A 25,376-nucleotide genomic window follows, 5' to 3' on the forward strand; every position below is an offset into this window, starting at 1 on the left:
TCCTTCCGCAGAGCGGCTTCGACCGTCTACAGCACGGTAAGGCGCGAAAAAGCGCGTTATGTACATTCTCCTCCCATCCGGGATGGCGTGCGCACACCAGCCGTGACCCATCGGGCCGAAGAGACGGACGGTCATTTCTCGGCAATGATTGTCATATGAGAATGCCCGAAAGATGGTCTTGACATCCGTTTCCATCTAGCGTGACGTCGAAGCCGGGACAAGCCGAACTCGGCGGACAACTCACCCTGTTACGGATTGTTGCGGAGGATTCCATGCGTTCTACCTCGCCCCGGCGTCTGGCACCGCTCATCACCGGCGCCTCCTTGCTCCTCCTCGCCGGTTGCGGTGGCTCGTCCGATTCCGGAAGCGACACCAGCGACTCGCAGAGCCCCGTCGCCGCCTCCGCCATCCCGGTGGTGGCCTCGACGAACGTCTACGGGGACATCGCCGAGCAGATAGGCGGCGGGAAGGTGAAGGTCACCTCGATCATCAGCGACCCCGACCAGGATCCGCATTCCTACGAGGCCAACACCCAGAACCAGTTGGCGCTGTCCAAGGCGAAGGTCGTCATCGAGAACGGCGGCGGCTACGACGACTTCATCGACCGGATGCTGAAGAGCAGCGACTCGTCCGCCGAGGTGGTCAACGCGGTCAAGGTCTCCGGGAAGACCGCCCCGGCGGGCGGAGAGCTCAACGAGCACGTCTGGTACGACTTCCCCACGGTCGGCAAGCTCGCCGACAGCATCGCCACCGCCCTGGGCAAGGCGGACCCGGACGAGGCCGCCAGCTTCACCAAGAACGCGGAGGCCTTCAAAGCGGAACTGAAGCCGCTGGAGGCGAAGGAAGCCCAGATCAAGACCGACCACGGCGGCGAGGAAGTGGCCATCACCGAGCCCGTGCCGCTGTACATGATCGAGGCCGGCGGCCTCAAGGACGCGACGCCCGAGGCATTCAGCGAGGCCGTCGAAGAGGGCGACGACGTCTCCCCCAGGGACCTCCAGGCCACGCTGGCTCTGTTCACCGACAAGAAGGTCGAGGCGCTGGTCTACAACGAGCAGACCTCCGGCCCGCAGACCGAGAAGGTCGAGCAGGCGGCCAGGACCGCCGGGGTTCCCGTCGTCCCGGTCACCGAGACCCTGCCCGAGGGCAAGGACTACCTCGGCTGGATGACCGCCAACGTCGACGCGCTCGCGAGCGCGCTGGGCAAGTGAGGCGGCCCACCGCGGCCTCCGTGCCCCGAGCCCGCGAGGCCGGGACCGGGGACCGTGACGCGGACAGCGCGGTGATCAGCCTGCGAGACGCGGCCCTGGCCTACGGGGACCGTGTGCTGTGGCAGGGTCTCGATCTCGACGTGCGGCCAGGGGAGTTCCTGGCCGTGCTCGGACCCAACGGGTCGGGCAAGACGAGCTTCGTACGCGCCCTGCTGGGCCAACGGCAGCTGTCCGCCGGCACCCTGACGGTCCTCGGCGACCCGCCCCGCAAGGGCAGCCGGCACATCGGCTACGTCCCGCAGCAGGCGACGCTGTCCGCGCACGCCACGCTGCGGGCCCGGGACCTGGTCCGCTTCGGTATCGACGGACACGGCTTCCTGCCCCGGCTGCGCACGGGCGCCGTCCGCCGCCGGGTGGACGAGGTACTCGAATCGGTCGGGGCCGCCGCGTACGCGGACGTCCCCGTCGGCCTGCTCTCCGGCGGCGAGCGGCAGCGCGTGCGTATCGGGCAGGCGCTGGCGACCGATCCGCGGATCCTTCTGTGCGACGAGCCGTTGCTCTCACTCGACCTGCACCATCAACGGGCCGTGACCGAGCTGGTGGACGCCCGGCGCCGCTCCCACGGCACGGCGGTGGTCTTCGTGACCCATGAGATCAACCCCGTACTGGGGCTGGTGGACCGGGTGCTGTACCTCGCCCGGGGCGGCTACCGGGTCGGCTCGCCGGACGAGGTGCTGACCTCCCAGGCGCTGTCACAGCTGTACGGCACCCAGGTCGACGTCGTCCGTGTCCGGGACCGGATCACGGTCGTGGGCGTGCCCGACGAGGTGGCGGAGCCGCCGCATCACCCCGAACTGCCGCACGGGGTACGGCCATGACCATCGCCGACGGGATCTGGCAGCAGATCTTCGACTTCGACAACTACGGAGAGCTGCTCGCCCTGGTCCGCAACTCCCTCATCGCCGGCGTGGCACTCGGCCTGGTCGGCGGCCTGGTCGGGGTCTTCGTGATCATGCGGGACCTGCCGTTCGCGGTGCACGGGATCAGCGAGCTGTCGTTCGCCGGGGCTTCGGCCGCGCTGCTGCTGGGCGTGAACATCGTGGCCGGCTCGATCGTCGGCTCGCTGATCGCGGCCGGCACGATCGGACTGCTCGGCTCCCGCGCCCGGGACCGCAACTCGGTGATCGGCACCATCATGCCGTTCGGCCTCGGACTCGGCGTGCTCTTCCTCGCCCTGTACGAGGGCCGGGCGGCGAACAAGTTCGGCATCCTCACGGGTCAGATCGTCGCCGTCGACACCCCGCAGATGTCCTGGCTCCTCGGTACGTCCGTCCTGGTGCTCGTGGCGCTGGCGGTCATGTGGCGGCCGCTGTCGTTCGCCAGCGCCGACCCGGAGGTGGCCGAGGCGCGTGGAGTGCCGGTACACGCGCTGTCCTTCGCCTTCATGATCGTCCTGGGCCTCGCGGTCGCGCTGTCCGTGCAGATCGTGGGGGCGCTGCTGGTTCTCACCCTCGTCGTCACCCCCGCCGCGGCGGCGGCCCGGGTCACCGCGTCACCGGTACTGCTTCCCGTACTGAGCGTGGTCTTCGCGGTGGCCTCCATCGAGGGCGGGATCCTGCTCGCCCTGGGCAGCAGCATCCCCATCAGCCCCTACGTCACCACCATCTCGTTCACGATCTACCTTCTCTGCCGCTTGGTGGGCGCCTACCGGACCCGGCAGTGGGGCGCCGGGAGGGCCGTTCCCGAGCCCGGCTGACCACGCGGCGATCGGTTCGTCCAGCTCGCAGTCATGAGGGCCCCGGCACCGGCCGGGGCCCTCATGACGCTTTCCCGTCGCGCGCTCTCGGTCCTCGCCCACATCCGTGATGCCCGGCGAGCGGCCCCCTGCTCCAGGCATCACGGCCAGCGCATTGCCAAGGCTTCATGAAAACGATTATCGTATTCATCGTGCCCGAACGGGCATGAACATGACCTATGGGGGTTTCTCTTGCGTACCCACAGACGCCTGCTGACCGTCACCGGCATCGCCGCCGCCGCGCTCGCCACGGCCGGCCTCAACACCTCGGCCTTCGCCGCCACCGCGCTGAACAGTGGCCACGTCGACGTCCTCGACGCCGAGTGGGACGGCGCCGACCTGCATCTGCACGTCCATGACGAGGAGACCGGCACCGAGTACGACCCGGTGGACGTGACGCTGGAGGTGCCGGCCGCCGCCAAGGTCACCAACCCCGGCTTCGGCTGGCTGGGCACGGGCAGCCAGGTGTGGCTGCTCCCCGACGACGAAACGGTCGCGGACTCCCGGGGCGTGCTGTTCCCGGGCATCTCCACCGAGCACCTGACCACGGGCGTCTTCGCCAACAACACGGTCACCTACACCCTCGTCAGCGCGACCCGTAACGGCGCCGCCACCGAGGACTTCAGCGTCTACTCGGGCAGCGCCCGCTGGTACGACAGCAACACCGCCACCACCTCCTTCAAGTCCCGGACCTTCGGAGTCGGCACCCACAACCACGCCAACTGGGCCTTCGAGGAGGCCGGCACCTACCAGCTCACGTTCAGGGTCCAGGGCACGGTCAGCGGCGTAACCGAGTCGACCACCGCGGCCTACACCGTCGTCGTCAGCTCGTGATGCGGGCCCTGACGCGCGACAGACGCGCCTTCACGACCGCGGCTCTCGTCGCGGCGACCTCGGTGCTCCTGGGCGCGGCAGGGCTGGTCGCCGGCGGCAGCGGGGCAGCCCGCGCCGCCGGCGATGCCGTCGTGCTCGACGAGGGCGAACTCGACTTCACGCCCCGAATGGTCGACGGCAAGCTGGAACTGCGGATCGACGACCGCAGCAGTGCCACCACGGTGGTGCACGAACCCTCCGACGTGGTGCTGCACGCGGTGCAGTCGTCCCTGCAGCCCACGCTGGACCCGTTGGCCACCGTGCTCGGCACGACGAACATGGACACCTGGCAGCTCAACGGCTGGGAGGCGGGGAACATCTTCGCGCCGGAGCCGGGCTGGAACGGCTCCGCGGCGGGAGGCGACACCGAGGTCACGCTGTCCGGATACGACGGCCCCGGGGACTTCGGTATGGCCGCGTACACCCAGGAAATGGACAGCGTGGACGCCCCGGCGATCCCCTACCTCGGCAGTGTCGAGTCCGTTCAGCGCGCCTTCACGCTGCCCTCCGACGAGGAACGGCTCCTTCCCACCTGGCAGTTCACCCAGGAAGGCGTCTACCGGCTGACGTTCACCGTGACCGGCGGCGGTTCCACCGACACCGAGACGCTGGTCGTGGTCGTCGGCGACGACGTCGACCCGAACAACGTGCTGCCGGGCGACGGTACGACCCCCACGGCCACTTCCTCGGACAGCTCCACGCCCAGCACCTCTCCCACCCCGAGCGCACCCGCCGCCCATGTCATCGGCGAGGGGCACCTGGACCTCGCCCCGCGCCCGGTGGACGGGGCGATGGAGTTCCAGGTCAAGGAGGGCACCTCACAGTCGTACGAGTGGTACGAACCCGACGAGGTCGTCCTGCATGTGAAGGCTGCGGCCAGACGCAAGATCATCGAGGGATACGAGTTCCTGGGTGCGGTCGGCGATCCGGTGTGGCAGCTTCCGGAAAGCCAGATCGCCGGACTCCTGTGGCCCGGCTGGAGCACGCAGGAGTATGCCAAAAGCGACATCGACGGCCGGTTCACGTTCCGGCTCGACTCGGTGCGGGGGCCGGGCGCGGTGGCGATGTTCTACTCCGACTCGATGGGAACCGCGGTCGTCGAGCTCAACAGTGGTGACGGGCTGCCGGACCACTTCACGCACTCCGTGGGCAGTCACAGCCACCATGTGTGGGCCTTCGCCGCCGAGGGCGTCTACCGCACCACCTTGACGGTCAGCGCCACCCTCGCCGACGGCACGAAGGTCAGCGACACGGAGACCATCGCCTGGGTGGTCGGGGACGACGTGGACCCGTCGACCGTGAAGCCGGGCGAGGGGGACGAGCCGACGGCGACGCCGACGGCCACCCCGTCGGCGTCGGACTCCCCGACGCCCACCGCGGCCCCCTCGGACTCCGGGGCGGGCTCTCCGAGCGCCTCGGCCCCGGCCACGGAGTCGAGCTCCGGAGCAGGCGGAACCGGCGGAACGGGCGGAGGCTCGTCGACCGGCGGCAGCGGCACCTCGACGACCGGCGGCCTCGCCTCCACCGGTGCGCAGGTCACCGCCATCGCGGGCATCGCCCTGGTCGCCGTGCTCGTGGGCGGCGGCGCCGTGTTCTTCGTACGCCGTCGCGATACCGCCCGGTGAAAGCTCCGCGTACGACGGACCGGCGCCTGGCAGCCACCCGGTCCGTCGTACGCGGCATCGTCGTGTCCTGTCGTGTTCGAGAGAAGGAGGAGCCCCATGCGGGGCCACCCCAGACACACCACCACCCTCGCCGTGCTGATCGCGGCGGGCGCCGTTCTGCTCGCCGGGTGCAGCGGTCGTCACACCGGGTCGTCCGACGCGGAGTTGACCGTGTCGACGACCACCGCGATCATCGCCGACCTCGTCGAGCAGGTCGGCGGCGACCGCGTCGACGTCACCTCGATCGTCCCGCACCACGGCGACCCGCACTCCTATGAGCCGTCCCCCGGCGACGCGGCCAGGGTCGCCGAAGCCGATGTCGTGTTCAGCAACGGGCTGTTGCTCGAAGAGCCCGGGATCATGAAGATGGTCCACAACAACGCCAGGAAGTCCGCGCCGAAGATCGAGATCGCCGAGAAGCTGGAGCAGCACGGCGGCACGGTCATGAAGCTGGAGGAGGACCTGGGACTCGACGTGCTGTGGCTCGGCTGGGCCGTCGAGGGCGAGGTCGCGGGAGACGGCTCCCAGGTCCGTACGACCGCCACGAAGGTGGAGGGGCCGGGCGAGCTGCGCGTGTACCTCACCGACACGCTCGGCAGGCCCAAGGTGTACATCGACTCCGCCGACGGCCTCGACGACACCGACTCCTTCACTCTGCCGCCCGAGGCGCACACACACGTCAACTGGGCCTTCAGCCGGCCCGGTACGTACCGGCTGACGGTCGAGGGGCGCACCGAGACCCTCGACGGGAAGAGCGAGGGGATCGGCAGCGGCGTCTTCACCTTCACCGTCGGCGACTCCGCCGAGGCACCCGAGGGTGCGCGCGTGCTCGACGGCGGGCACGCCGACGTCGCGCTCAACGCCGAGACCGGAAAGGTGTACGTCCGCGCCGACGACGACAAGAGCGGCGAACCGGCGCGCCTCCCGGCCGGCGACGTGGTGCTCAATGTGCCCGACCGGGCCAAGGAGGCCGTGCCCGAGGAGGGGCCGTACGCCTTCCTCGGCGAGGCGGGCGACGAGCTGTGGGTGCTGCCGCAGGCCGTGATCGGCAAGCATGTGCACGGCGACCTGGACCCGCACGCCTGGGCCGACGTCGCCAACGCCGAGGCGTACGTCCGGCGGATCGAGGCCGAACTGGCCAAAGCCGACCCGGACGGGAAGGCGACGTACGAGAAGAACGCCGCCGCCTATCTGAAGACGCTCGGAGCCCTCGACGAGGAGGTCGCGAGGAAGCTCGCGACCGTGCCCGAGGAGAACCGGAAGCTGATCACCACGCACGACGCCTTCGGCTATCTCGCGAAGGCGTACGGCATGGAGATCGCGGGCTTCGTCGTGCCCGTGCCCAACCAGGAGCCGAGCGCGGCCGAGGTGGAGGAACTCGGCGACACCATCCGGGAGAAGAAGGTCCCCTCGGTGTTCCTGGAGCCGAACCTGGCGGCACGCGCCGACGTGCTGCGCCGGGTCGCCGAGGACGAGGGCGTCGGGATCTGCACGATCTACGGCGACTCGTTCGACGACAGGGTCGACGACTACGTATCGATGATGCGGCACAACGCGACGGAGCTCGCCAAGTGCCTGGGGGAGGACGCCTGATGAGGCGCATGCGGAGAGCTCAGCGGATCGCCGTGGCGGTGGTCCTCGCCACCCTGGCCGGGGGCGGGGCAGCCGTCGCGGACGACGGTACGGCGGCGGGGGCCGGACTCGGCCGGATCACCTACGGGGACGGGGGGTTGACGCTGGATCCGGCGGACGGCGCCCATGTGATCGAGGTCGGCGGCGCGGGCGTGGCGGACGCGTCTGCGCCCGGGTGGGACACCACCGGTGTGCCCGAGGGCGCCGTGGAAGGGGATGCCGTGCGCTGGTCGCTGACCGGGCTCGACGGGCCGGGTGAGCTGAAGGTGTACTCGGGCGACCAGGGCGCCCCGCTCTTCGACAGCGCGGACGAACTGCCCGACGAGCACCGGCTGCCGGTGGGCCAGAGGGGCGACACACGCTGGGAGTTCAGCGAGGACGGCACGTACCGGGTCATCTTCACCGCCGAGGCCACGGCCGCGGACGGACGGGAGCTGTCCGTCGGGACCGTGTACACGGTGGTGGTCGGGGGCACGGCGGACGGGGAAGCCCCGGCCGCTGAAACGCCTGTCGCCGAGGAGCCCTCCGTCGAGGAGACAGCCGCTCCGACGCCGCGAGGTCCGAAGAGCCTGACACGGGCGGTCGAGGCCGAGCCCGCCACCGCCCCGGCCGCCGCCGACGTCGTGTCCGACAGGAAGGTCCTCGGCGAGGGCCACGTCGACTTCGCCGCCCGCGTCGTCGACGGCGGGCTGCGGATCCACATCAAGGACGGCACGGTCTCGGGGAAGACCACCTGGCGCGAGCCCTCCTCCGTGGTCCTGCACGTCAAGCCCGCGGCCAGGAACACCCTCCCGGCGGGCGACGAGTTCGCGTTCCTCGGCAAGGGCGGCGACCCGGTGTGGCTGCTCGACCAGGTGCAGCAGGAGGGGCTGCTGTGGCCCGGCTGGTCGACGGACAACATGGAGGCGGGAGCGATCAAGGGGGGTGTCACGTTCTCGCTCACCAAGGTCGAGGGCCCGGGCGCCCACGCGCTCTACACCTACGACGCGATGTCGGGCGCGAACGTCCTGTTCAACAGCAAGGACGGGGTGCCCGACTCCTTCGACGTGCCGGCCAACACGCATGCGCACGGCGGCTGGGCGTTCACCAAGGACGGGACGTACCGGCTGACCTTCAGGATGAGCGGCACGCTGGCGAACGGCGCGAAGGTCTCCGACACGGAGACGGTGACCTTCGTGGTCGGCGACACCGACCCCGGCACGGTGACGCCGGGTGACGGCTCGGGCAAGGGAGGGTCCGGTGACTCCGGGACGTCCGGGTCCTCGGACACGGAGGGCTCGTCGTCCGATCCCGGCTCGACAGGCGGCTCCACGGGCGGCTCCTCGACGGACGGTTCCGGCGGATCGATGGCCTCCACCGGCGCCGGCCAGGCCGTGCTCCTGGGCTCGGCCGCGGCCGCGCTCACCGCGGTGGGCGCCGTGTCCTTCCTGGCCGCCCGGCGCAGGAGGACGGCCCGTGGCTGACGGCCCGACCGAGGGCGCGGGCCCGCTGCTGCGGGTCGCGGGCGCCACCGTCGTCCTCGGCGGGCGGACCGCCCTGGAAGCGGCCGACCTGTCCGTGGACGCGGGCGAACTGGTCGGTCTCATCGGCCCGAACGGCGCCGGCAAGACGACCCTCCTGCGCGCCGTGCTCGGCCTCGTTCCGCTGGCCGGAGGAGAGGTGTCCGTGGAGGGACGGACCGGCCGCCGGGTGGGGCAGCGCATCGGGTACGTCCCCCAACGGCACGAGTTCGCCTGGGACTTCCCCATCGACATCGCGGGCGCGGTCCTCACCGGCCGCACCCGGCAGATCGGCTGGCTGCGCCGCCCGGGCGCGGCCGACCGGGCGGCGGTCGACGAGGCGCTGGAGCTGACCGGGCTGACCGAACTGCGCCGGCGGCCCGTCGGCGAGCTCTCCGGCGGTCAGCGCCAGCGGGTCCTGGTGGCCCGCGCCCTGGCCGCCGGCCCGCGCATCCTGCTCCTCGACGAGCCCTTCACCGGCGTCGACGTCCCCACCCAGGACCTGTTGAACGAGCTGTTCGGCCGACTGGCCGAGGAAGGCAGGGCCCTGCTGATGACCACCCACGACCTGGCGGCAGCCGCCCGCACCTGCCACCGGGTGGCGCTGATCAACCGCACGGTCGTCGCCGAAGGCGGCCCCGAACTGCTCGCCGACCCCGACCAGATGCTGCGGGCCTTCGGCCTCGACCGCGCGATCGGCACGGTGACCGCGTCATGAGCGACCTGATCGCCTTCTTCATCGACCCTTGGCAACTGCCCTTCATGCAGCGGGCGTTCGCCGTCGCCGCCGTCATCGGCCTGGTGTGTGGTGTCGTCGGCGTGTACGTCGTGCTGCGCGGCATGGCGTTCATCGGCGACGCCGTCGCCCACTCGGCGTTCCCGGGCGTGGCGCTCGCCTACGCCTTCGGGGGCAACCTGCTCCTCGGCGGCGCCGCGGCCGGCATCACCACGGCCGTCCTGATCGCCTTCGTCTCCCAGAACCGGAGACTGAAGGAGGACACCGTCATCGGCGTCTTCTTCGCCTTCGCCTTCGGGCTCGGCATCGTACTGGTGTCCACCCGCGACAGCTGGACGACGGACCTGTCGTCGTTCCTGTTCGGGCAGGTGCTGGCGGTGAGCGCGTCGGACGTGTGGACCGTGGCCGCCATCGGAGCCGTACTGATCCTCGTCGTGCTGGCGATCGGCAAGGAACTCGTGGCCGTCAGCCTGGACCGGGAGGCGGCACGCGCCGCGGGCCTGCCGGTGTTCCGCCTCGACCTGGCCCTCTACGTCGTCGTCACCACGACGATCGTGATGTCCCTGGAGGCGGTCGGCAACATCCTCGTTCTCGCCCTGCTCATCACCCCCGCCGCCACCGCGCGCATGCTCACCGAGCGACTGTGGGCGATGACCCTGCTGGCCGCGCTCATCGGCTGCGCCGGAAGCGTCGCGGGCCTGTACGTCTCCTACACGTACGACCTGGCCGCGGGCGGCTCCGTGGTCGTGGTCCTCACCGGCCTGTTCGCCCTCACCTGGTGCCTGGCACCCCGCCACGGGCTCCTCGCGAAGCTCGTCCGGCGCCCCGACCCGACCGCCCTCGCATCCGCCGGGCGGTGACGGCTGCTCGTCGCGGTCGCCGGGAGATCGGCGACCGTGGCGCGCCCCCGGACCAACACATGCATGGATTGCCATATGTTAATGTCGCCATGCAGCGCCCGAGGAGCACAAGCCGTGGGCGACCGGAGAGCACAAGCAGGAGCACGACATGACCACCGCCACCGAACACCGCACCCACGACAGCCACGCGCACACGCACGGCGCGGGCTGCGGCCACGTCGCCTTCCCGCACGGCGACCACACCGACTACGCGCACGACGGCCACATCCACCGGGTCCACGAGGACCACGTCGACGAGTGCGCGAGCGCCGGCCACGCGGCCCACGAGAGTCACGCTCACCAGCACGGTGCGGACTGCGGCCACGTCGCCGTCCCGCACGAGGACCACGTCGACTACCTGCACGACGGTCACCGCCACGCGGCCCACGACGGCCACTGGGACGACCACTGAACCGGGTCGGCGTTCGACAAAGCGAGCGTCAAGCGAGAATCATTGTCATATGCTAATGTGTGCATGTGACAACGATGCCCCCTTCCTCGACAGCCTCGACGGGCGAGCCGCTACGCGCCCTGGAAGCCGCCAGCGACCTGCTGAAGGCACTGGCGTCCCCCGTGCGCCTCGGCATCGTGCGCGAACTGTCCCAGGGCGGAAAGTACGTCCATGAACTGGTCACCGCCCTCGGGGTGAGCCAGCCACTGGTCTCCCAGCACCTGCGCGTGCTGCGCAACTCCCGGATCGTGACGACCCGTCGCCAGGCCCGCGAGGTCCAGTACTGCCTCACCGACGACCACGTCGCCCACATCGTGCTGGACGCCATCCGGCACGCACAGGAGTAGCCCGGCACCCTCCCGAGCGAGCGGCGCCGGGCACCCCTTTCGTTTAATGGACCATTCTCCGCTCCCCGATCGGCACCGGGCGCTTTCCCGACACCCGAACCCAACAAGCCTTGTGCGCGCTGTCGGGCTCAGTCGAGGTGGGCGACGTGTCGCGGGGCGGGCGCCGCCCGGAGGCGGGCGGGCAGCGTGCCGTCGTCGGGCCTCCCGGCCCGCAGCCGGGCACCGACCGCTTCGGCGTCGGCCGCGGTGACGAGCGGGCCGAGCCACGGCTCCGGCGGGCCGGCGGTCCACCGTGCACGGCTGCACGCGTTGTGGCTGAACCCCGGCCTCCCCCCAGGGCTTAAAGGCATATACAACGGGAAATGATGATCCCCGAACGGTTGTCTGAGTGGCTGCCGACGCTCCACAGCGGTGTCGCTCGACCGCCGGGGGCTGGGGCCGCCCGTGCACGGAAAGGGGGCCTGCCGTGCGTGCGCCCTTGTATCTGCAGCCACGGCTGGAGCCACCGCTCGGCTCGTTGCTGGAGGACGCACCCTTCCTCCACTCCCTCGTCGACTCCCTCGGCTCACCGCTGAACGTGCTGCTGCCCGACCGGATCGTCGAGAACGCCGCCGGGTTCCGCGGCATTTACCACAAGCACCATCTGGCCGGCAGGGTGTACTTCGCGCACAAGGCGAATCAGGCATCCAGCCCGGTGCGGCGGCTGACCGCGACGGACCCGGGCACGGTGGGCATCGACGTCGCGTCGCTGCGCGAGCTGCGGCACGCCCTGGAGTGCGGCTTCACCCCCGACCGGATCATGGCCACCGGCCCCAAGGACCCCGAGTTCCTGTGGCTGGCCGCCCGCACCGGCACGTGCGTGAACATCGACTCGCACGCCGAACTCGACCAACTGGCTGGGCTGATACGGACGTACGACCTGCCCCGGGCCGACATCCTGCTGCGGCTGTCGGAGTTCGAAGCCTCCGCCTCCGCCACGTCCGGTACGAAGGTGCTCTTCCGGCGGAGCCGGTTCGGCTCGCCCGTGCGGGAGGTGGACGCCCTGCTCGACGCGGTCGAACGGCACCATGGCGCCGTCCGGTTGACGGGTGTCGCCTACCACCTGGACACGACCGGGGTCGTGGAGAAGGCCGTCGCGCTGGAGAGCTGTGTCGCGGTCATGGACGAATGCCGCGCCCGGGGCATGGACCCGCGGGTCATCGACATCGGCGGCGGTTTCGGCGTCGGTTATGTCGCCGACGCCGGTCAGTGGGAGCGCTACACGACCGAGCTCACCGAGGCCGTGCTCGGGGCGCGTCCCGCTCTGACCTGGCGCGGCCATGGCTATGGGTTACGGAACGAGGGCGGCACACTGCGCGGGGCGCCGGCGCTCTATCCGGCCCACCGTCCCACCGCGGGGCCCGGATACCTCGACGAGTTGCTGTCCCGCCCCGGGCCCTCCTCGGGCCGCCCGCTCGCCACCCTGCTTCTGGAGCATCTCTACGACCTCGTCTGCGAGCCGGGCAGGGCTCTTGTCGACCAGTGCGGAGTGTCGCTGGCCCGGGTGCTCGACGTGCGTCGCACCGGCCAGGACTCGGATGACCTTCTGGTGCGCCTCGGCATGAACGCCGGCGACGTGAGCCTGGAGGAGCACGGAGTGCTCGTCGATCCGGTCCTCCTTCCCCGGCCCGGGCCGCAGGACGACGCCGACGAGGGGCCGGTGGGCGTCTATCTGACCGGCAATCTGTGTCTGGAGGCCGACCTGATCACTCGCCGCAAGGTCTTCCTCCCCCGGCTTCCGCGCGCCGGCGATCTGCTGGCCTTCGCGAACACAGCCGGTTACGCGATGGATTTCCACGCCCATCACGCACAGCGGCAGCCGGTCGCCCGCACGGTCGCCGTCACCGGGCGGGAGGGCTCCTGGCGTTGGTGCCTGGACGAGGAGTACTGGCCGATCACGCGAGTGGGGGGACAGGTTTCATGAGGTACGACAGCATCACGGAGGCCATCGGCAACACGCCGCTGGTGCGGATCGACCCGGCCGTGCACGGCCTGCGCCACATCGACCTGTACGCCAAGCTGGAGATGCTCAACCCCTTCGGATCGGTCAAGGACCGGGCCGCCTGGAACATGGCCGGCCCCGGTCTCGCCTCGGCGGCGGAGCGCGGTGCGACGGTCGTGGAGCTGTCGAGCGGCAACACGGCCAAGGCCCTGGCCCTGCTCGCGGGGATGCACGGCCTCAAGTTCAAGAGCGTCACCAACCGGATGCGGGTGCCGGAGATCAAGGACCTGCTCCTGCTGCTGGGCGCGGAGATCGAGGAGCTGCCGGGGCAGAGCGAATGCCTCGACCCGACCGACACCGACGACCCGCTGACCCGCTTCCACCAGGCGCTCGCCGGGCGGGACAACGCGTACCTGCACACCGACCAGTACTTCAACCCGCGCAACACCGAAGCCCATGCGGCCGGCACCGGACCGGAGATCGTCAAGGACCTCGACGGGCGGGCCCCGGACTGGTTCATCGCCTGCGTGGGCACGGCCGGCTCCTCCACCGGCGTGGCCCGGGCCCTGCGCGAACAGGACCCGGAGGTGGGGGTGGTCGGGCTCGTCGCCCACAAGTCGGACTTCATCCCCGGCATCCGCACCATCGACGAGGTGCACCAGGTGGGCCTGTTCGACCCGGCGACGTACGACACGATCGAGTCGGTGACCGCCGACGAGGCCATCGACGGGATGCTGACCCTGATCCGCCGCTGCGGGCTGCTGGCCGGACCCACCGGGGGCGCCGCCTATCACGGTGCGGTACGCCATCTCCGTACGGTGGACACAGAATTGGCCGAAGCAGGGGTGACGGAGCGGCGTACGGCGGTCTTCATCGTCTGCGACCGCGCCGAGAGCTATCTCAGTTACGTACGGCAGCGCCGCCCCGAGCTGCTGGGCCGGCCGCCCCGGAAGAACTCCGCGGCTGCTCTCTCCGAAGCCGAGGTGCGGGCGGAGGCCACGGTCATCGACACGGCTGAGGCGCGGCGGTGGATCGAGGACGGACAGACACGACCGCTCGTCGTCGACCTGCGCGGCCCGCACGCGTACGCCGCACTGCACATCGACGGATCGGTCAACATCGCCGACGAGATCTTCGACGAACTCCTGCACGGCGGGCTGCCGTTCAGCAAACGGCAGCCGGTGCTGCTGGCCTGCCCGATCGGTGAGAAGTCGGCCCGCTACGCCGCGCTGCTGACCCGCATGGGCCACCCCGACGTACGCAGTCTGTCCGGTGGCATCGTCGCCTGGCGCGACGCCGGTGCCCCGCTGGTGCGGGACTGATATGACGGCCGACTCCGAACTGACGGAACTGACCGACTGGCAGCGCGAGTTGCGGGTCCACTTCCCCATCATCACCGCGCACCCGGAGATGGCCTACCTGGACAGCGCGGCCACCTCGCAGAAACCGCGGGCCGTCCTCGACGCCGTACAGACGTATCTGACGACGACGAACGCCAACGCCGGGCGCGGCAGCTACCCGTGGGCCAACCACACGACGGCACTGGTGGAACGGACCCGGCAACGCGTCAAGGAGTTCCTCGGCGACCCCGAACCGGGACGCTCGCGCGTCCATTTCACCAGCGGCACCACCGAAGGACTGCGGACCGTCGCCCGCGACTGGCTCCCCGGCCATCTCGCGGACGGCGACGAGATCCTCGTTCCCTTCGCCGACCACCGGGCGAACCTGGACCCCTGGCTGGAGGCCCAGCGACTGCTGGCGCGGCAGGGCGTCACCGTGCACCTGCGAGAGCTGCCGTACCAGGAGCCGTCCGGCGACTACGACCACCGGGCGCTGGCCGGCGTCATCGGCCCACGCACCCGCTTCGTCGCCGTCACCCACATCCACCACGTCTACGGCGGCGACATGAACGTGCAGCGCATCCGCGACGCCGTCGGCCCGCACGTGCCGATCTGTCTCGACGCCGCCCAGAGCATCGGCCATCTCCCCGTGTCCGTGGACCGGTTGGACGTGGACTTCGTGGTCTTCTCCGGGCACAAGGCGCTGGCCCTGCCCGGCTCCGGCGCCGTCTGGGCCCGCAACGCATCCGAACGCGGCCCGGAGTTCCGGCCCGGGGGCTGGAACGGAACCCCCAACACGGTGGGCATCACGTCACTGGAGGCCGCGCTCGACTGGCTGGACGCCGCGGGTACGGACCGGATCGCGCGCTGGACCACGGCCCTCACCGCCCGGCTCACCGAGGGACTTCGCCGCCTTCTCCCCTATGAGATCCTGGGCTGCCAGGCCAGTCTGGCCGTCGGCTCCACCGTGCAGCGACGCCACGGCATCGTCACCTTCCGGCACCGCGACATCCCGTCGGACGACCTGGGCTTCATCCTGTACGACCACGGCTTCATGGTCCGGGCCGACAACCTGTGCCAGGCCGGCACCGACAAGCGGGACGGCTCGGTGCGGGTCAGCGTCCACGTGTACAACACGGTGGAGGAGATCGACCGCCTGCTGACCGTACTCGCAACCCTGGAGTAGAGCGAATGGAAACCGTTTCCAATAGCCGGTAGGTTCTGAGGCTTACCCCGGTGGTCGAGAGACGGAAGAGGCGACGCGAACTCATGGGCGTGAGCATGGAGACGGCCAAGCTGTGGGTCGAGCGCTGGGAACGCCAGCAGCAGCACTACGCCGTCGCCCGCGAAGAGCGGTTCACGGTCATCGCCGATGTCGTCGAACACGTCGCGGCCCACCGGGCTCGCCCCTTGCTCCTCGACCTCGGCTGCGGCCCGGGTTCGCTGGCTGCCCGGCTGGCCGCGAGACTGCCGGCCGCGGAGATCGTCGCGGTGGACATGGACCCGGTGCTCCTGGAACTCGCCCGCACCCATCACGCGGACGCCGCCCGCTACGTGGACGCCGTCATCGGGGACAGCGGCTGGACCGACGCCCTCGGCCTCGACCGCCCCGTGGACGCGGTCGTCTCGACCACGGCCCTCCACTACCTGTCCGAACAGACCCTGCTGCGGACGTACCGCCGTCTGTGGAGCCTGCTGCGACCGGGGGGCGTCCTCGTCAACGGCGACCACTTCCCCCTGGACGACCGGCGGTGCTCGGAACTCACCGCCCACGTGGGCCGGCGCCGGGCCGAACGGTCCCGCACCCGCGACCACGAGGACTGGGAGTCCTGGTGGAGCGCGGCCGCCCGGGACCCCGAACTGACCGACCTGTTCAGCCGACGAGCGAAGCGGCAGACGGCGCCCGGCAACGACGACGGCAACGACAACGACCTGACACTCGCCCACCACACCGAACTGCTGCGGCAGTCGGGCTTCGGCCACATCACGTCGGTCTGGCAGTTCGGCGACAGCCACGTCCTCGTGGCCCTCAAGGACTGACCGCCATCGAGCAGGCCGTGGCCACCGGGTGGTCCGCGACCAGCAGTCAGGCGTGCGGCAGGTCCAGGGCGGTCGGCCCCGGAGTGCCGGCAGTACAAGGGCGATGACAGCCCAGCTCGCCGTAGCTCGACGCACCCGGACGCACGGACCCGTGTGAGTCGGGCGCGAGGTGATGCGGAAGCATGACGTCCGTCCGCGTGCGGGTCGCGGCGGGGAAGGGCGTGGTCGGTGTGATGTCGGACAGGGGCCCGGCGTCGGCTGCGAAGGTGCGGTCGGCGCCGCTGGTGTTCGTGACCGGGGGCCTGGTGGGCGTACTGGGCGGGATGATCGGCTTGGGCGGTGCGGAGTTCCGGCTGCCCCTGCTGATCGGGATGTTCGGGTTCGCGGCGCTGTCAGCCGTCATCTTGAACAAGGCGATGAGCCTGGTCGTGGTGATCACCGCCCTCCCCGCCAGGCTGGCCGCCGTGTCCGTCGGCGAACTGGGCACACACGGGGCGATCGCGGTCAATCTGCTCGCCGGAAGCCTGCTCGGCGCATGGGCCGGAGCCTCGTGGGCCGTGCGGATGCGGTCCGCCACCCTCCACAAGGTCCTCGCGATCCTGATGGTCGGCATGGCCGCCGCGCTCGTCCTCACCCACACCATCGCCCCGGGCTCGCTCGCCCTGCCACCCCCGGTGCGCGTGGTGGCCGGAGCAGCCGCCGGGTTCGGTATCGGCGTGGTCGCCGCGATCATGGGCGTCGCGGGCGGTGAACTCCTGATCCCCACGATCGTTCTGCTGTACGCCGTCGACATCAAACTCGCGGGAAGCCTGTCCTTGCTGGTGTCCCTGCCCACGATGCTCGTCGCGTTCGCCCGCTACAGCCGCGACAGCGGCTTCGCCGTCCTGGCGGCGAACACACGGTTCACCGTGATCATGGCCACGGGCTCGATCGCCGGGGCCCTCCTCGGCGGACTCCTGCTCGGCGTGGTCCCCGACCTGGTGCTCATCCCCGCTCTCGCGGTCATCCTGCTGATCTCAGCGGTCAAGGTGGCCCGACACGCCACCCCGACTCCCTGACCGGCTCATCGGCCACGGCCCCTCTGCCTCGACATCGCCGAGCCGCAGTTGGGCGTCAACGTCGTCGGCACCCTGCCCGGCCTGACCACCGGAAAAAGGGCTGCCTCGGAAGGAGCGTCGGGCATTCGCAGACGGGTCACCCGCACGCGTGCGGGCAACCGAAGCCACCCTCAACACCGCAGCGCATGCCGCCCGCCCCTGTGGGGGGACGTGAAAACGGCTGCTCGGCCAACAGGGCTGTGGACCTGGAGGACGCCATACTCCTGATTCGACGCGAACGCACAGACCGCCCGGGCGTAGGCTTCGCTCAGCATGGACACGGCGGGGGCGGAGCACATGACGGCTGAGTCAACACACAGGTGGGGGTCGACCCTCGATTCGGTCGTGGTGTACGCGCAGGGCGCGGTCTGCCGCCGCCTGGCACGGGGCAGCGTGCCGCCTGACGGCCGGGTGCGGGTGACGGGACTGCCTCGCTCGCTGGACCCGGGCTCGCTGCGGGCCCGGGTCCTGGGCGCCCCCGGGATGCGCCTCACCGAGGCCCGGGTGGAAGTCGAGGCCGAGCCGCTCGACGCGGGCACGCCCGACGAGTTGCGGCGCGAGGTCGAGCGGCTGAGCGACCAGTACGCGGCGGCGCAGGGACGCCGGGACCGACAGCTGAGCCTGATCGAGGAGGTCGGAGCGCTCCACCCGGTCCCACCCGCCCGCAAGCGCGACGACCCGCACCGCCGCACCCCGGTCGACGCGTGGTTGGAGCTCGCCGACTTCGTCGACGAGCGGCTGACGGGACTGCACACCGGCCTCGTCGAGCTGGAGGAGGCGCTGCGCAACGTCGAGCACGAACTCAGTGTCGCCGCCGACAGGCTCGCCCGCGCCTCCACCGACGCACCGTCCACACACGTGGAAACCATGGTCTGCGCGGTCCTGACCCTTGACGGCAGCACCGGTGACGCGGAGGTGGAGCTGGAGCTGGAATACAGGGTGCCGGGCGCCGTCTGGGTGCCGACCTACCGGCTCACTCACCGTCAGGGCGACGGCAGCGGCCGACTGGTGCTACGCGCCTCGGTCGCCCAGCGCACCGGCGAGGACTGGACCGGCGTGCGCATCGCCCTGGCCACCGCCGATCTTCGGCGCCGCACCGACCTGCCGAGGCTCCGCTCGATCCGCATCGGACGCCGTCAGCCCACCCCCACGCCTTCTGGCTGGCGCGAGCCCCCGCCAGGGCTCGCCGACCTGTTCTCCGGCTACGACGCGGCAGGCCCTCGCCCAGCCACGACCGCCGCACCCGCGGCTGTCATGGCCTCCGCGGCCGTGGGTGCCGCGGGCCCCGTTCCGCCACCGCCGCCTCCCCCGCCGCCGGCACCGCAGGGCTACGGCGGGCCGCCCGCCGCGCTCCCGGTGCCCGGCAGCGCGGGCGTCGCTTCCCCGGAGGTCTTCGGCGGAGCGATGCCCGCCCCCGCGCAGCCGGTCAGGGCGCGTCCGAGCGGCAGGCCGGGTGCCGGCGGCAGGTCCTTCGCGGCGCCCGCCTCGATGGCGCCCGCGGCTCCTGGCGGAACCCCGCCGCCGCCCCCTCCGGCACCGGTAGCCGGTCCGCCGCAGCCGAGCGACGCCGAGCTCGACTACGCCGCTCTTGTCCTGTGCGGCCCCGACGAGCAGGGCGGTCGCAGAGGCCGGCTGTTTCCCGACTCTCCCTTCGACCCGGTGGCGGCCGAGTACCGCCGCCGCGCCGAAGCGGTGGCCGCGCTGCCGCTGCCCGGACAGGCCGTGCGGCCCCGCGAGTCGGCGGGCTCCTTCGACCACCGCTTCGATGCCACCGCCCGCGCCGACATTCCGTCGGACGGCGCCTGGCACACCGTCACCGTCGGCGAGATCCCGGTCGGCCTGCGTAGCGAGTACCTCTGCGTGCCGTCCGTGGAGCAGACCGTGTACGCGACACTGGTGCTCTCCAACGCCACCGACCAGGCCCTGCTGGCCGGGCCGGTGGAGGTCACCGTCGACGACGACTTCCTGCTGACCGCCGCACTGCCCACGCTCGCCCCCGGCGGTGTCCGCCGGGTCGGGCTCGGGCCGGCCGAGGGCATCCGGGTCACCCGCCGTACGAACCTGCGCGAGTCGACCTCGGGTCTGCGCAACAACACCACCGTCCTCGACCACCGCGTCCACGTGGAACTCGCCAACCGGCTCGCGAGGCCCGTCACCGTCGAAGTCCGCGAGCGGGTACCGGTCACCTCCGATCCGGACGTCCGGATCGAGGAACGGGCCGACTGGACGGCACCCGAGGAAGGCACCGGGCCCGACCGCCATGCCACAGGCACCCGCGTCTGGCGACTGGACCTGCCCGCAGGCACCACTGCCACCCTCGACGGCGGCTACGAGATCCGCATCCCGACCGGCAAGGCCCTGGTCGGCGGCAACCGCAGGAGCTGACACACGCCATGTCCACGGCCCCGAAGCCGATCGCCCTCCCCGTCACCGCCGTCACCTGCCTCGAGGATCGCGCCCACATCGAGCGCGCCGTCGTGCTCGACCTGGAGGCCGGGGTCCAGCGGCTGCGTCTCGGGCCGGTCAGCGCGCTGGCTGTCGACCGGACCCTCCATGCCGAGCTGACCGCCGATCACCCCGCGACCGTGCTCGACGTGCGGATCGTCCGCAGCTGGACGCCGCGCGGGCCGCTGCCGCCCACCGGCGACGACTCCGCCCTGCGCCACCGCGTACACGCCCTCGAAGAGGAGCGGCTGGCCCTGGGGCAGCGACGCGACCGGCTGCATGCCCGCCTTGACCTGCTCGGCCGCCTCGCCGCCGATCTGCTGCGGGAGATCGGCGAAGGCGCCGGGTCCGGGGAGTCCGAACGGCCCCGCTGGGCCCGCGAACTGGACCGGGTGGACGACGAGCGCGACGCGCACGGCGAGCAACTCCGCGCCGTGGAGGCCCGGCTGGCCGCCCTCGCCGCCGAACTCGAGGAAGCCCGGCGGGCCATGCACCTCTCCGAGGAGGAGCCCGCCGAACTGGTCGGCCATGTCGAGTTGACCGTGGAGGCCGCGGTCGCCGGACCGGTCGGACTCCGCCTGAGCCACCTCACCCCGTGTGCGCTGTGGCGGCCCGCCTACCGGGCCGTGCTCGACGGGGACTCCCTGACACTGGAGACCGACACCATGGTCTGGCAGGCCACCGGTGAGGACTGGTCGGACGTACGGCTGACCTTGTCGACGGCCCGCTCGGCGCTGGCCACCGATCCGCCCCGGCTGGGCGAGGACCGGCTGACGCTCAAGGACCGCTCCGCAGCGGAGCGCCGCACGGTCGACGTCGAACTGCGCGAGGAGGAGATCGGGGACCTCGGCCCAGCCCCGGTACTCGGCCTGCCCGGAGTGGACGACGGCGGCGAGGCGCGGGTGCTGAGATCCCCCGCGCCGGTCTCCGTGCCCGGAGACGGCCGCGCCCACCGGGTGCCGCTCTCCGTCTTCACCACGGCCGCGACCAGCGAGTACGCCTGCTCACCCGAGGTGTCGCCGCTGGTCACCCAGGTGGTGCGGTTCGACAACCTGTCCGGCCACGCGCTGCTCGCCGGGCCCGTGGACCTGGTCCGCGGCAGCGGATTCAGCGGCCGCGGCACCCTGGACTTCACCGCCCTCGGCGCGCCCGTCGAGCTGGCTTTCGGCAGCTGCGACGACCACAGCGTGGCCCGGCATGCCGAGGAGTCCCGCGACTCCGCCGGAATCACCCAGCGGACCGTGGTCACCCGCACGGTCCGGCTGCACCTGTCCCGGTTCTCCGCCCCCGGGGAGCACGGCGAGCGGGTGGTCGTCCTTCGGGAGCGGATCCCGGTCTCCGAGGTCTCGGCGGTGGAGATACGCCTGCACAAGGACGCGTGCTCCCCGGCGCCCGACGTGGTCGACGCCGAGGGCATCGCCCGCTGGGACGTCACGCTGCCGCCCGGCAGCCGCCGCACAGTCACCCTGGTCTACGAGCTGTCGGCGAGCGCCAAAGTCACCGGGCTCTGAGCGCTGCGGGCCGCCGCACGCCTGCTGGTGCGGGCATGCAGGGAGGTCACGGCGCATGAGGCCGTGCCCTGCGGTGGGCCGGCAGGTGATCAGTACTCCAGTTCGGGGCGCAGGGGGCCACCGACCGCGTGGAGGTGCCGCAGCACTTGGGCGTAGGAGTCGAAGAGTCCGGTCTCGTGGTAGGCGATGTCGTGCCGAGCACAGAACGTGCGCACGAGTTCCTGGGCATGACGCAGGCTGGGCCGCGGCATGGAGGGGAACAGGTGGTGTTCGATCTGGTAGTTCAGCCCGCCGAGCGCGAAGTCGGTGAACCGGCGGCCTCGGATGTTCCGTGAGGTCAGTACCTGCCGACGCAGGAAATCGATCTTGTCGTCCTTGCCGAAGATGGGCATGCCCTTGTGGTTGGGGGCGAACGAGCACCCCATGTAGAGCCCGAACAGCCCTTGGTGCACGAGAAGGAAGCACACGGCCTGGAGGGGCGACAGCACCCAGAACACGGCGGTGAGATAGCCGCCGAGATGCGCCGTCAACAGGGCTGCCTCGGCCAGCTTGGTTGCCCGCCCGGCATGCGTACCGGTGCGGTCGAGCAGTGCCCGTACGCCGGCGATGTGCAGGGCGAGTCCTTCCAGAAGCAGCATGGGGAAGAACAGCCAGGCCTGGTGGCGGGCCAGCCAGGCGTACGGTCCGCGGCGGACGCGGGCGTGGTCCTCGGTGAAGGCGATCGCGCCGTCGGCGATGTCGGGGTCGCGGTCGACGTGGTTGGGGTGGGAGTGGTGCCGGGTGTGCTTGGAGATCCACCAGCCGTAGCTGAGGCCGATCAGCAGGTCGGCGTGCACGCGGCCGAGCATGTTGTTGACGCGCTTGGAGGCGGCGATCTGGTGGTGTCCGGCGTCGTGCCCGATGAACCCGGTCTGGGTGAACATCACGGCGAGGAAGGCGGCGGTCAGCAGCTGCCACCACGACTGCCCGATCATGGCGAAGGCGGTCCAGCCTGCGGCCAGCAGGAGCAGGTTCGCCCCGATCTTGACGGAGTAGTAGCCGGGTCGCCGCTTCAGCAGCCCGCTCCGCTTCACCTCGCGGGACAGCGCGGCGTAGTCGCTGCCCCGGCCGCCGGGCGGGGGTTTCGTGGTCTCGGCGGGGTCCGCCGGATCGGCGCTCCGGTCGATGATGTCAGTGGTCACATTTTTCCTCTCGGGGTGCGCGCGGACCGGTGCCCACGGCTCGGGGACAGAGCCCCGGATTTCGGAAGCCCGTATGAGAACAGCGCAAGGCAGGCCCGCGGTGCGGGCCTGCCTCGGAAAAGGGGTGTCCTCAGAGGGCGCGGGCCTGGTCGGTATCGATCGCCGAGTGGTGGACGAAGATGTCGGCGCCGCCGCCATCGGGGGCGATGAACCCGAAACCCTTGTCCGGGTCGAACCACCTCACGGTTCCTTGAGCCATGTGATGTCTCCTTCGAGGTGACGATTGGGGCGGAATACGCACGACTCGCGCGATTCCGGGCTGCTGGTCGTCCACCATCGAAGAAATCTCCCCGAAAACGACGAAACGCCCGCCGCCAGAACTCCGCGGGCGCTTCCACGTTCGCAAACTTCAACTACAACCAATGGCCACAACGTCCGGAGCGCCGGGATTGTTCCCTGCGCCCGGCAGGGTGGCCGCCCGGACGGGGAAGGGGCAGGTGACAGCTGGCGCTCAGCCACGGCGTCCGGCACGCTCCGGGTCCGGAGGGGAGTACGGTTGCGCCATCGAGCGCACCTCGCATGCCGTCATCCGTTTCGGCGTCGCCCTCGGGGAACGGCAATGGCCGGACCACATCGGATCCGGCCAGAAAAGAGCCGCACCATGCCTCCTGACGCGTACCGTCGCGCCGGCGTCCATGTCCCGTTCCGCGCCCCGCGGTAGCGGAGATCTCCTGATTCCCGAGGTGCTCCCCAGCATTCCGGCACTTGGTACACGCCCTGGACCGACCAAGAGGATGCAGGACATATGTATTCACAAGACGCGATCTCCGGCCGCCGCCGCGGCCGCCCTGAACCGACCGCCGAGATGATCTCCGGTCTGGCCTGTCTCATCTGCGGCGCTGACTACCGGAGCGCGCCGGATACGGAAGCGGTGGTGGTTTCCCACCGCGACGACAAGCAGCAGCTCGCCTGCCACGGGACGTGCGCACGGCTGGCGAGCGGGTCGGTAACCGGTCTGGACGAGACGCCTCTCCCGATGGCCGAGCGTCTGCGCAGACACCAGGCCGACCGCTCCTGACCCGGCCTCCCGGAGCCACAACGAGCACGACAAGAATGAAATGACGAGGAAGCGCATGAGCCTGATGAGTCTCGGAGTACTCGCCTCCTCCCGCAAGGAGAACGAGTTCCGGCTGCCGTTGCACCCCGGCCACCTCGACCGGATCGGCCCGGACGTACGCGAGAGGATCTTCCTCGAAGAGGGGTACGGTCAACGGTTCGGCGTCGCCGACGATGCGCTGCGACCGCTCGTGGCGGGCCTGCGCTCCCGCGAGCAACTCCTCGCCGAGTGTGACGTGTTGTTGTTGCCCAAGCCGATGCACGAGGACCTCGCCGGGCTGCGCGAGGGTCAAGTGCTGTGGGGATGGCCGCACTGCGTGCAGGACGAGAGGATGACCCAGCTCGGCATCGACCGACGGCTGACCCTCATCGCCTGGGAGGCCATGAACCACTGGACCTCCACGGGCGCCTTCAGCGTCCATGTGTTCCACAAGAACAACGAGCTCGCCGGCTACTGCTCGGTGCTGCACGCCCTGCAGCTCGGCGGGCTGACCGGCAGCTACGGGCGCCGCCTGCGCGCGGCGGTCATCAGCTTCGGCGCCACAGCGCGCGGAGCGGTCACGGGCCTGGGTGCCATGGGCGTCTCCGACGTCACGGTGCTCACCCAGCGCGCGGCGGCGGCGGTGGCCTCGCCGATGCCGTCGGTCGTGATGGGCCACTTCGAGGAGCGGGAGGACGATCCGTCGCGCCTCCAGGCACTCACCGCGGCGGGTCCCGTGCCGCTCGCGGAGTACCTGACCGGGTTCGACATCATCGTGAACTGCATCCGGCAGGACACCGACGCGCCGATGATGTTCGTCACCGACCAGGAGCTCGCCCAGTTCCGGCCGGGGAGCTTCTTCATCGACGTCTCCTGCGACGAGGGCATGGGCTTCGAATGGGCCCGCCCGACGACCTTCGGCGAGCCGATGCCCACGGTGGGGCCGGGCTGCCACTACTACGGGGTCGACCACAGCCCGTCCCACCTGTGGAACTCGGCCACGTGGGAAATCAGCGAGGCTCTCCTTCCCTACCTGCGCAAGGTCATGAGCGGCCCCGAGGCATGGGAGACCGACGCCACGGTCAGAAACGCCATCGAGATCCGCGACGGCGTCGTCCGGAACCCGAAGATCCTCTCCTTCCAGCACCGGACAGCCACCTACCCCCACTCCCCGACGCCGCGTCTGTCCGCACAAGCGGCCTGACGGCTCCTGGACGAGTTCTGGGCGAGCCCGTCGCGCAGGGCGGTGAGGTGGCCGTGGGCGGTGACGAGCCCGGTGAAGGGCAGGGGCGGGGCCACCCACGGTGCCGTCGAGGACGGTCGTGATGGCCGGTGCCGGGGCGGGCAGGCCGGGACCGCCGACCGGGTCGTAGATCAGCTCGGCGCCCTTGCCGCCGGTCAGCCGCCTCGCCTCCTCGGCCACGTCCTCCTCGCGTCAAAGGCATGGGCACCCGGAAGGACCGTCAAGGATCCCCTGACGACAATCCGTCAAGCACGTCCTGGGACCCCCACAGCGACACCGCCTTGAAATCGGCGGGGCAGTCCTTCATGACCACGGCGAACCCGATCGCTGCACGA

General features: G+C 70.9%; 21 protein-coding genes and 1 pseudogene. 20 read left to right on the top strand and 2 right to left on the bottom strand.

Annotated features, from left to right (window positions below):
* The first annotated feature begins 272 nt into the window (after positions 1–272).
* From JIX55_RS07660 to JIX55_RS07745, 18 genes are all read left to right on the top strand, one after another.
* Complete coding sequence (locus JIX55_RS07660; protein WP_257562515.1) at positions 273–1,211, top strand: metal ABC transporter solute-binding protein, Zn/Mn family; 939 nt, start codon at positions 273–275, stop codon at positions 1,209–1,211.
* A gap of 20 nt (positions 1,212–1,231) precedes the next feature.
* Complete coding sequence (locus JIX55_RS07665; RefSeq protein WP_257562516.1) at positions 1,232–2,089, top strand: metal ABC transporter ATP-binding protein; 858 nt, start codon at positions 1,232–1,234, stop codon at positions 2,087–2,089.
* The gene (locus JIX55_RS07670) at positions 2,086–2,967 is read left to right on the top strand and encodes a metal ABC transporter permease (protein WP_257562517.1); all 882 of its coding nucleotides are present in this window, start codon (positions 2,086–2,088) and stop codon (positions 2,965–2,967) included. The genes JIX55_RS07665 and JIX55_RS07670 overlap by 4 nt, the downstream gene beginning before the upstream one ends.
* 231 nt (positions 2,968–3,198) lie before the next feature.
* A complete protein-coding gene (locus tag JIX55_RS07675) occupies positions 3,199–3,840 on the top strand; it encodes a choice-of-anchor M domain-containing protein (RefSeq protein WP_257562518.1) in 642 nt (213 codons plus the stop codon).
* Complete coding sequence (locus tag JIX55_RS07680; protein WP_257569252.1) at positions 3,840–5,504, top strand: choice-of-anchor M domain-containing protein; 1,665 nt, start codon at positions 3,840–3,842, stop codon at positions 5,502–5,504. Before JIX55_RS07675 ends, JIX55_RS07680 begins: the two co-directional genes overlap by 1 nt.
* Positions 5,505–5,600: 96 nt before the next feature.
* On the top strand, positions 5,601–7,136 hold the full coding sequence (locus JIX55_RS07685; protein WP_257562519.1) for an anchored repeat ABC transporter, substrate-binding protein: 1,536 nt from the start codon (positions 5,601–5,603) through the stop codon (positions 7,134–7,136).
* 8 nt (positions 7,137–7,144) lie between these two features.
* Entirely contained in the window at positions 7,145–8,638 is a 1,494-nt protein-coding gene (locus JIX55_RS07690; RefSeq protein ID WP_257562520.1) for a TIGR03773 family transporter-associated surface protein, read from the top strand.
* On the top strand, positions 8,631–9,392 hold the full coding sequence (locus JIX55_RS07695) for an anchored repeat-type ABC transporter ATP-binding subunit (RefSeq protein WP_257562521.1): 762 nt from the start codon (positions 8,631–8,633) through the stop codon (positions 9,390–9,392). The genes JIX55_RS07690 and JIX55_RS07695 overlap by 8 nt, the downstream gene beginning before the upstream one ends.
* Positions 9,389–10,270 carry an anchored repeat-type ABC transporter permease subunit gene (locus tag JIX55_RS07700; protein WP_257562522.1) on the top strand — a complete coding sequence of 294 codons (882 nt, stop codon included), beginning with the start codon at positions 9,389–9,391 and terminating at the stop codon, positions 10,268–10,270. Before JIX55_RS07695 ends, JIX55_RS07700 begins: the two co-directional genes overlap by 4 nt.
* Before the next feature lie 148 nt (positions 10,271–10,418).
* Positions 10,419–10,721: a hypothetical protein gene (locus tag JIX55_RS07705; protein WP_257562523.1), complete on the top strand. Its 303-nt coding sequence runs from the start codon at positions 10,419–10,421 to the stop codon at positions 10,719–10,721.
* Between the two features lie 74 nt (positions 10,722–10,795).
* Positions 10,796–11,107 carry an ArsR/SmtB family transcription factor gene (locus tag JIX55_RS07710; RefSeq protein WP_257569253.1) on the top strand — a complete coding sequence of 104 codons (312 nt, stop codon included), beginning with the start codon at positions 10,796–10,798 and terminating at the stop codon, positions 11,105–11,107.
* Between the two features lie 466 nt (positions 11,108–11,573).
* Positions 11,574–13,070, top strand: a complete 1,497-nt coding sequence (locus JIX55_RS07715; RefSeq protein ID WP_257562524.1) for a Y4yA family PLP-dependent enzyme — start codon at positions 11,574–11,576, stop codon at positions 13,068–13,070.
* Positions 13,067–14,410, top strand: a complete 1,344-nt coding sequence (locus JIX55_RS07720; RefSeq protein WP_257562525.1) for a pyridoxal-phosphate dependent enzyme — start codon at positions 13,067–13,069, stop codon at positions 14,408–14,410. The genes JIX55_RS07715 and JIX55_RS07720 overlap by 4 nt, the downstream gene beginning before the upstream one ends.
* Position 14,411: 1 nt before the next feature.
* A complete protein-coding gene (locus JIX55_RS07725; RefSeq protein ID WP_257562526.1) occupies positions 14,412–15,614 on the top strand; it encodes an aminotransferase class V-fold PLP-dependent enzyme in 1,203 nt (400 codons plus the stop codon).
* A gap of 83 nt (positions 15,615–15,697) precedes the next feature.
* A complete protein-coding gene (locus tag JIX55_RS07730; protein WP_257569254.1) occupies positions 15,698–16,468 on the top strand; it encodes a class I SAM-dependent methyltransferase in 771 nt (256 codons plus the stop codon).
* Between the two features lie 182 nt (positions 16,469–16,650).
* Positions 16,651–17,526 carry a sulfite exporter TauE/SafE family protein gene (locus tag JIX55_RS07735; RefSeq protein ID WP_257562527.1) on the top strand — a complete coding sequence of 292 codons (876 nt, stop codon included), beginning with the start codon at positions 16,651–16,653 and terminating at the stop codon, positions 17,524–17,526.
* Positions 17,527–17,862: 336 nt separating this feature from the next.
* Positions 17,863–19,950: a DUF4139 domain-containing protein gene (locus tag JIX55_RS07740; protein ID WP_257562528.1), complete on the top strand. Its 2,088-nt coding sequence runs from the start codon at positions 17,863–17,865 to the stop codon at positions 19,948–19,950.
* Between the two features lie 8 nt (positions 19,951–19,958).
* Positions 19,959–21,521, top strand: coding sequence for a DUF4139 domain-containing protein (locus JIX55_RS07745; protein ID WP_257562529.1), 1,563 nt, complete (start codon positions 19,959–19,961; stop codon positions 21,519–21,521).
* An 89-nt stretch (positions 21,522–21,610) separates the two neighbouring features.
* Here the strand turns inward: JIX55_RS07745 and JIX55_RS07750 are convergent, their stop codons facing one another.
* Together JIX55_RS07750 and JIX55_RS07755 are read right to left on the bottom strand one after the other, a co-directional pair.
* On the bottom strand, positions 21,611–22,702 hold the full coding sequence (locus tag JIX55_RS07750; protein ID WP_257562530.1) for a fatty acid desaturase family protein: 1,092 nt from the start codon (positions 22,700–22,702) through the stop codon (positions 21,611–21,613).
* Between the two features lie 133 nt (positions 22,703–22,835).
* A pseudogene (locus tag JIX55_RS07755) lies at positions 22,836–22,961 on the bottom strand (cold-shock protein); the annotation flags it as partial.
* Positions 22,962–23,507: 546 nt separating this feature from the next.
* Here JIX55_RS07755 and JIX55_RS07760 point away from each other — a divergent pair.
* Together JIX55_RS07760 and JIX55_RS07765 are read left to right on the top strand one after the other, a co-directional pair.
* Positions 23,508–23,780: a hypothetical protein gene (locus JIX55_RS07760; protein ID WP_257562531.1), complete on the top strand. Its 273-nt coding sequence runs from the start codon at positions 23,508–23,510 to the stop codon at positions 23,778–23,780.
* 55 nt (positions 23,781–23,835) lie between these two features.
* Positions 23,836–25,002 (top strand): N(5)-(carboxyethyl)ornithine synthase, encoded by a 1,167-nt coding sequence (locus JIX55_RS07765; protein ID WP_257562532.1) that lies wholly within the window; start codon positions 23,836–23,838, stop codon positions 25,000–25,002.
* The last annotated feature ends 374 nt before the right edge of the window (positions 25,003–25,376 follow it).

It is taken from the genome of Streptomyces sp. DSM 40750, from assembly GCF_024612035.1.
Classification (GTDB): Bacteria; Actinomycetota; Actinomycetes; order Streptomycetales; family Streptomycetaceae; genus Streptomyces.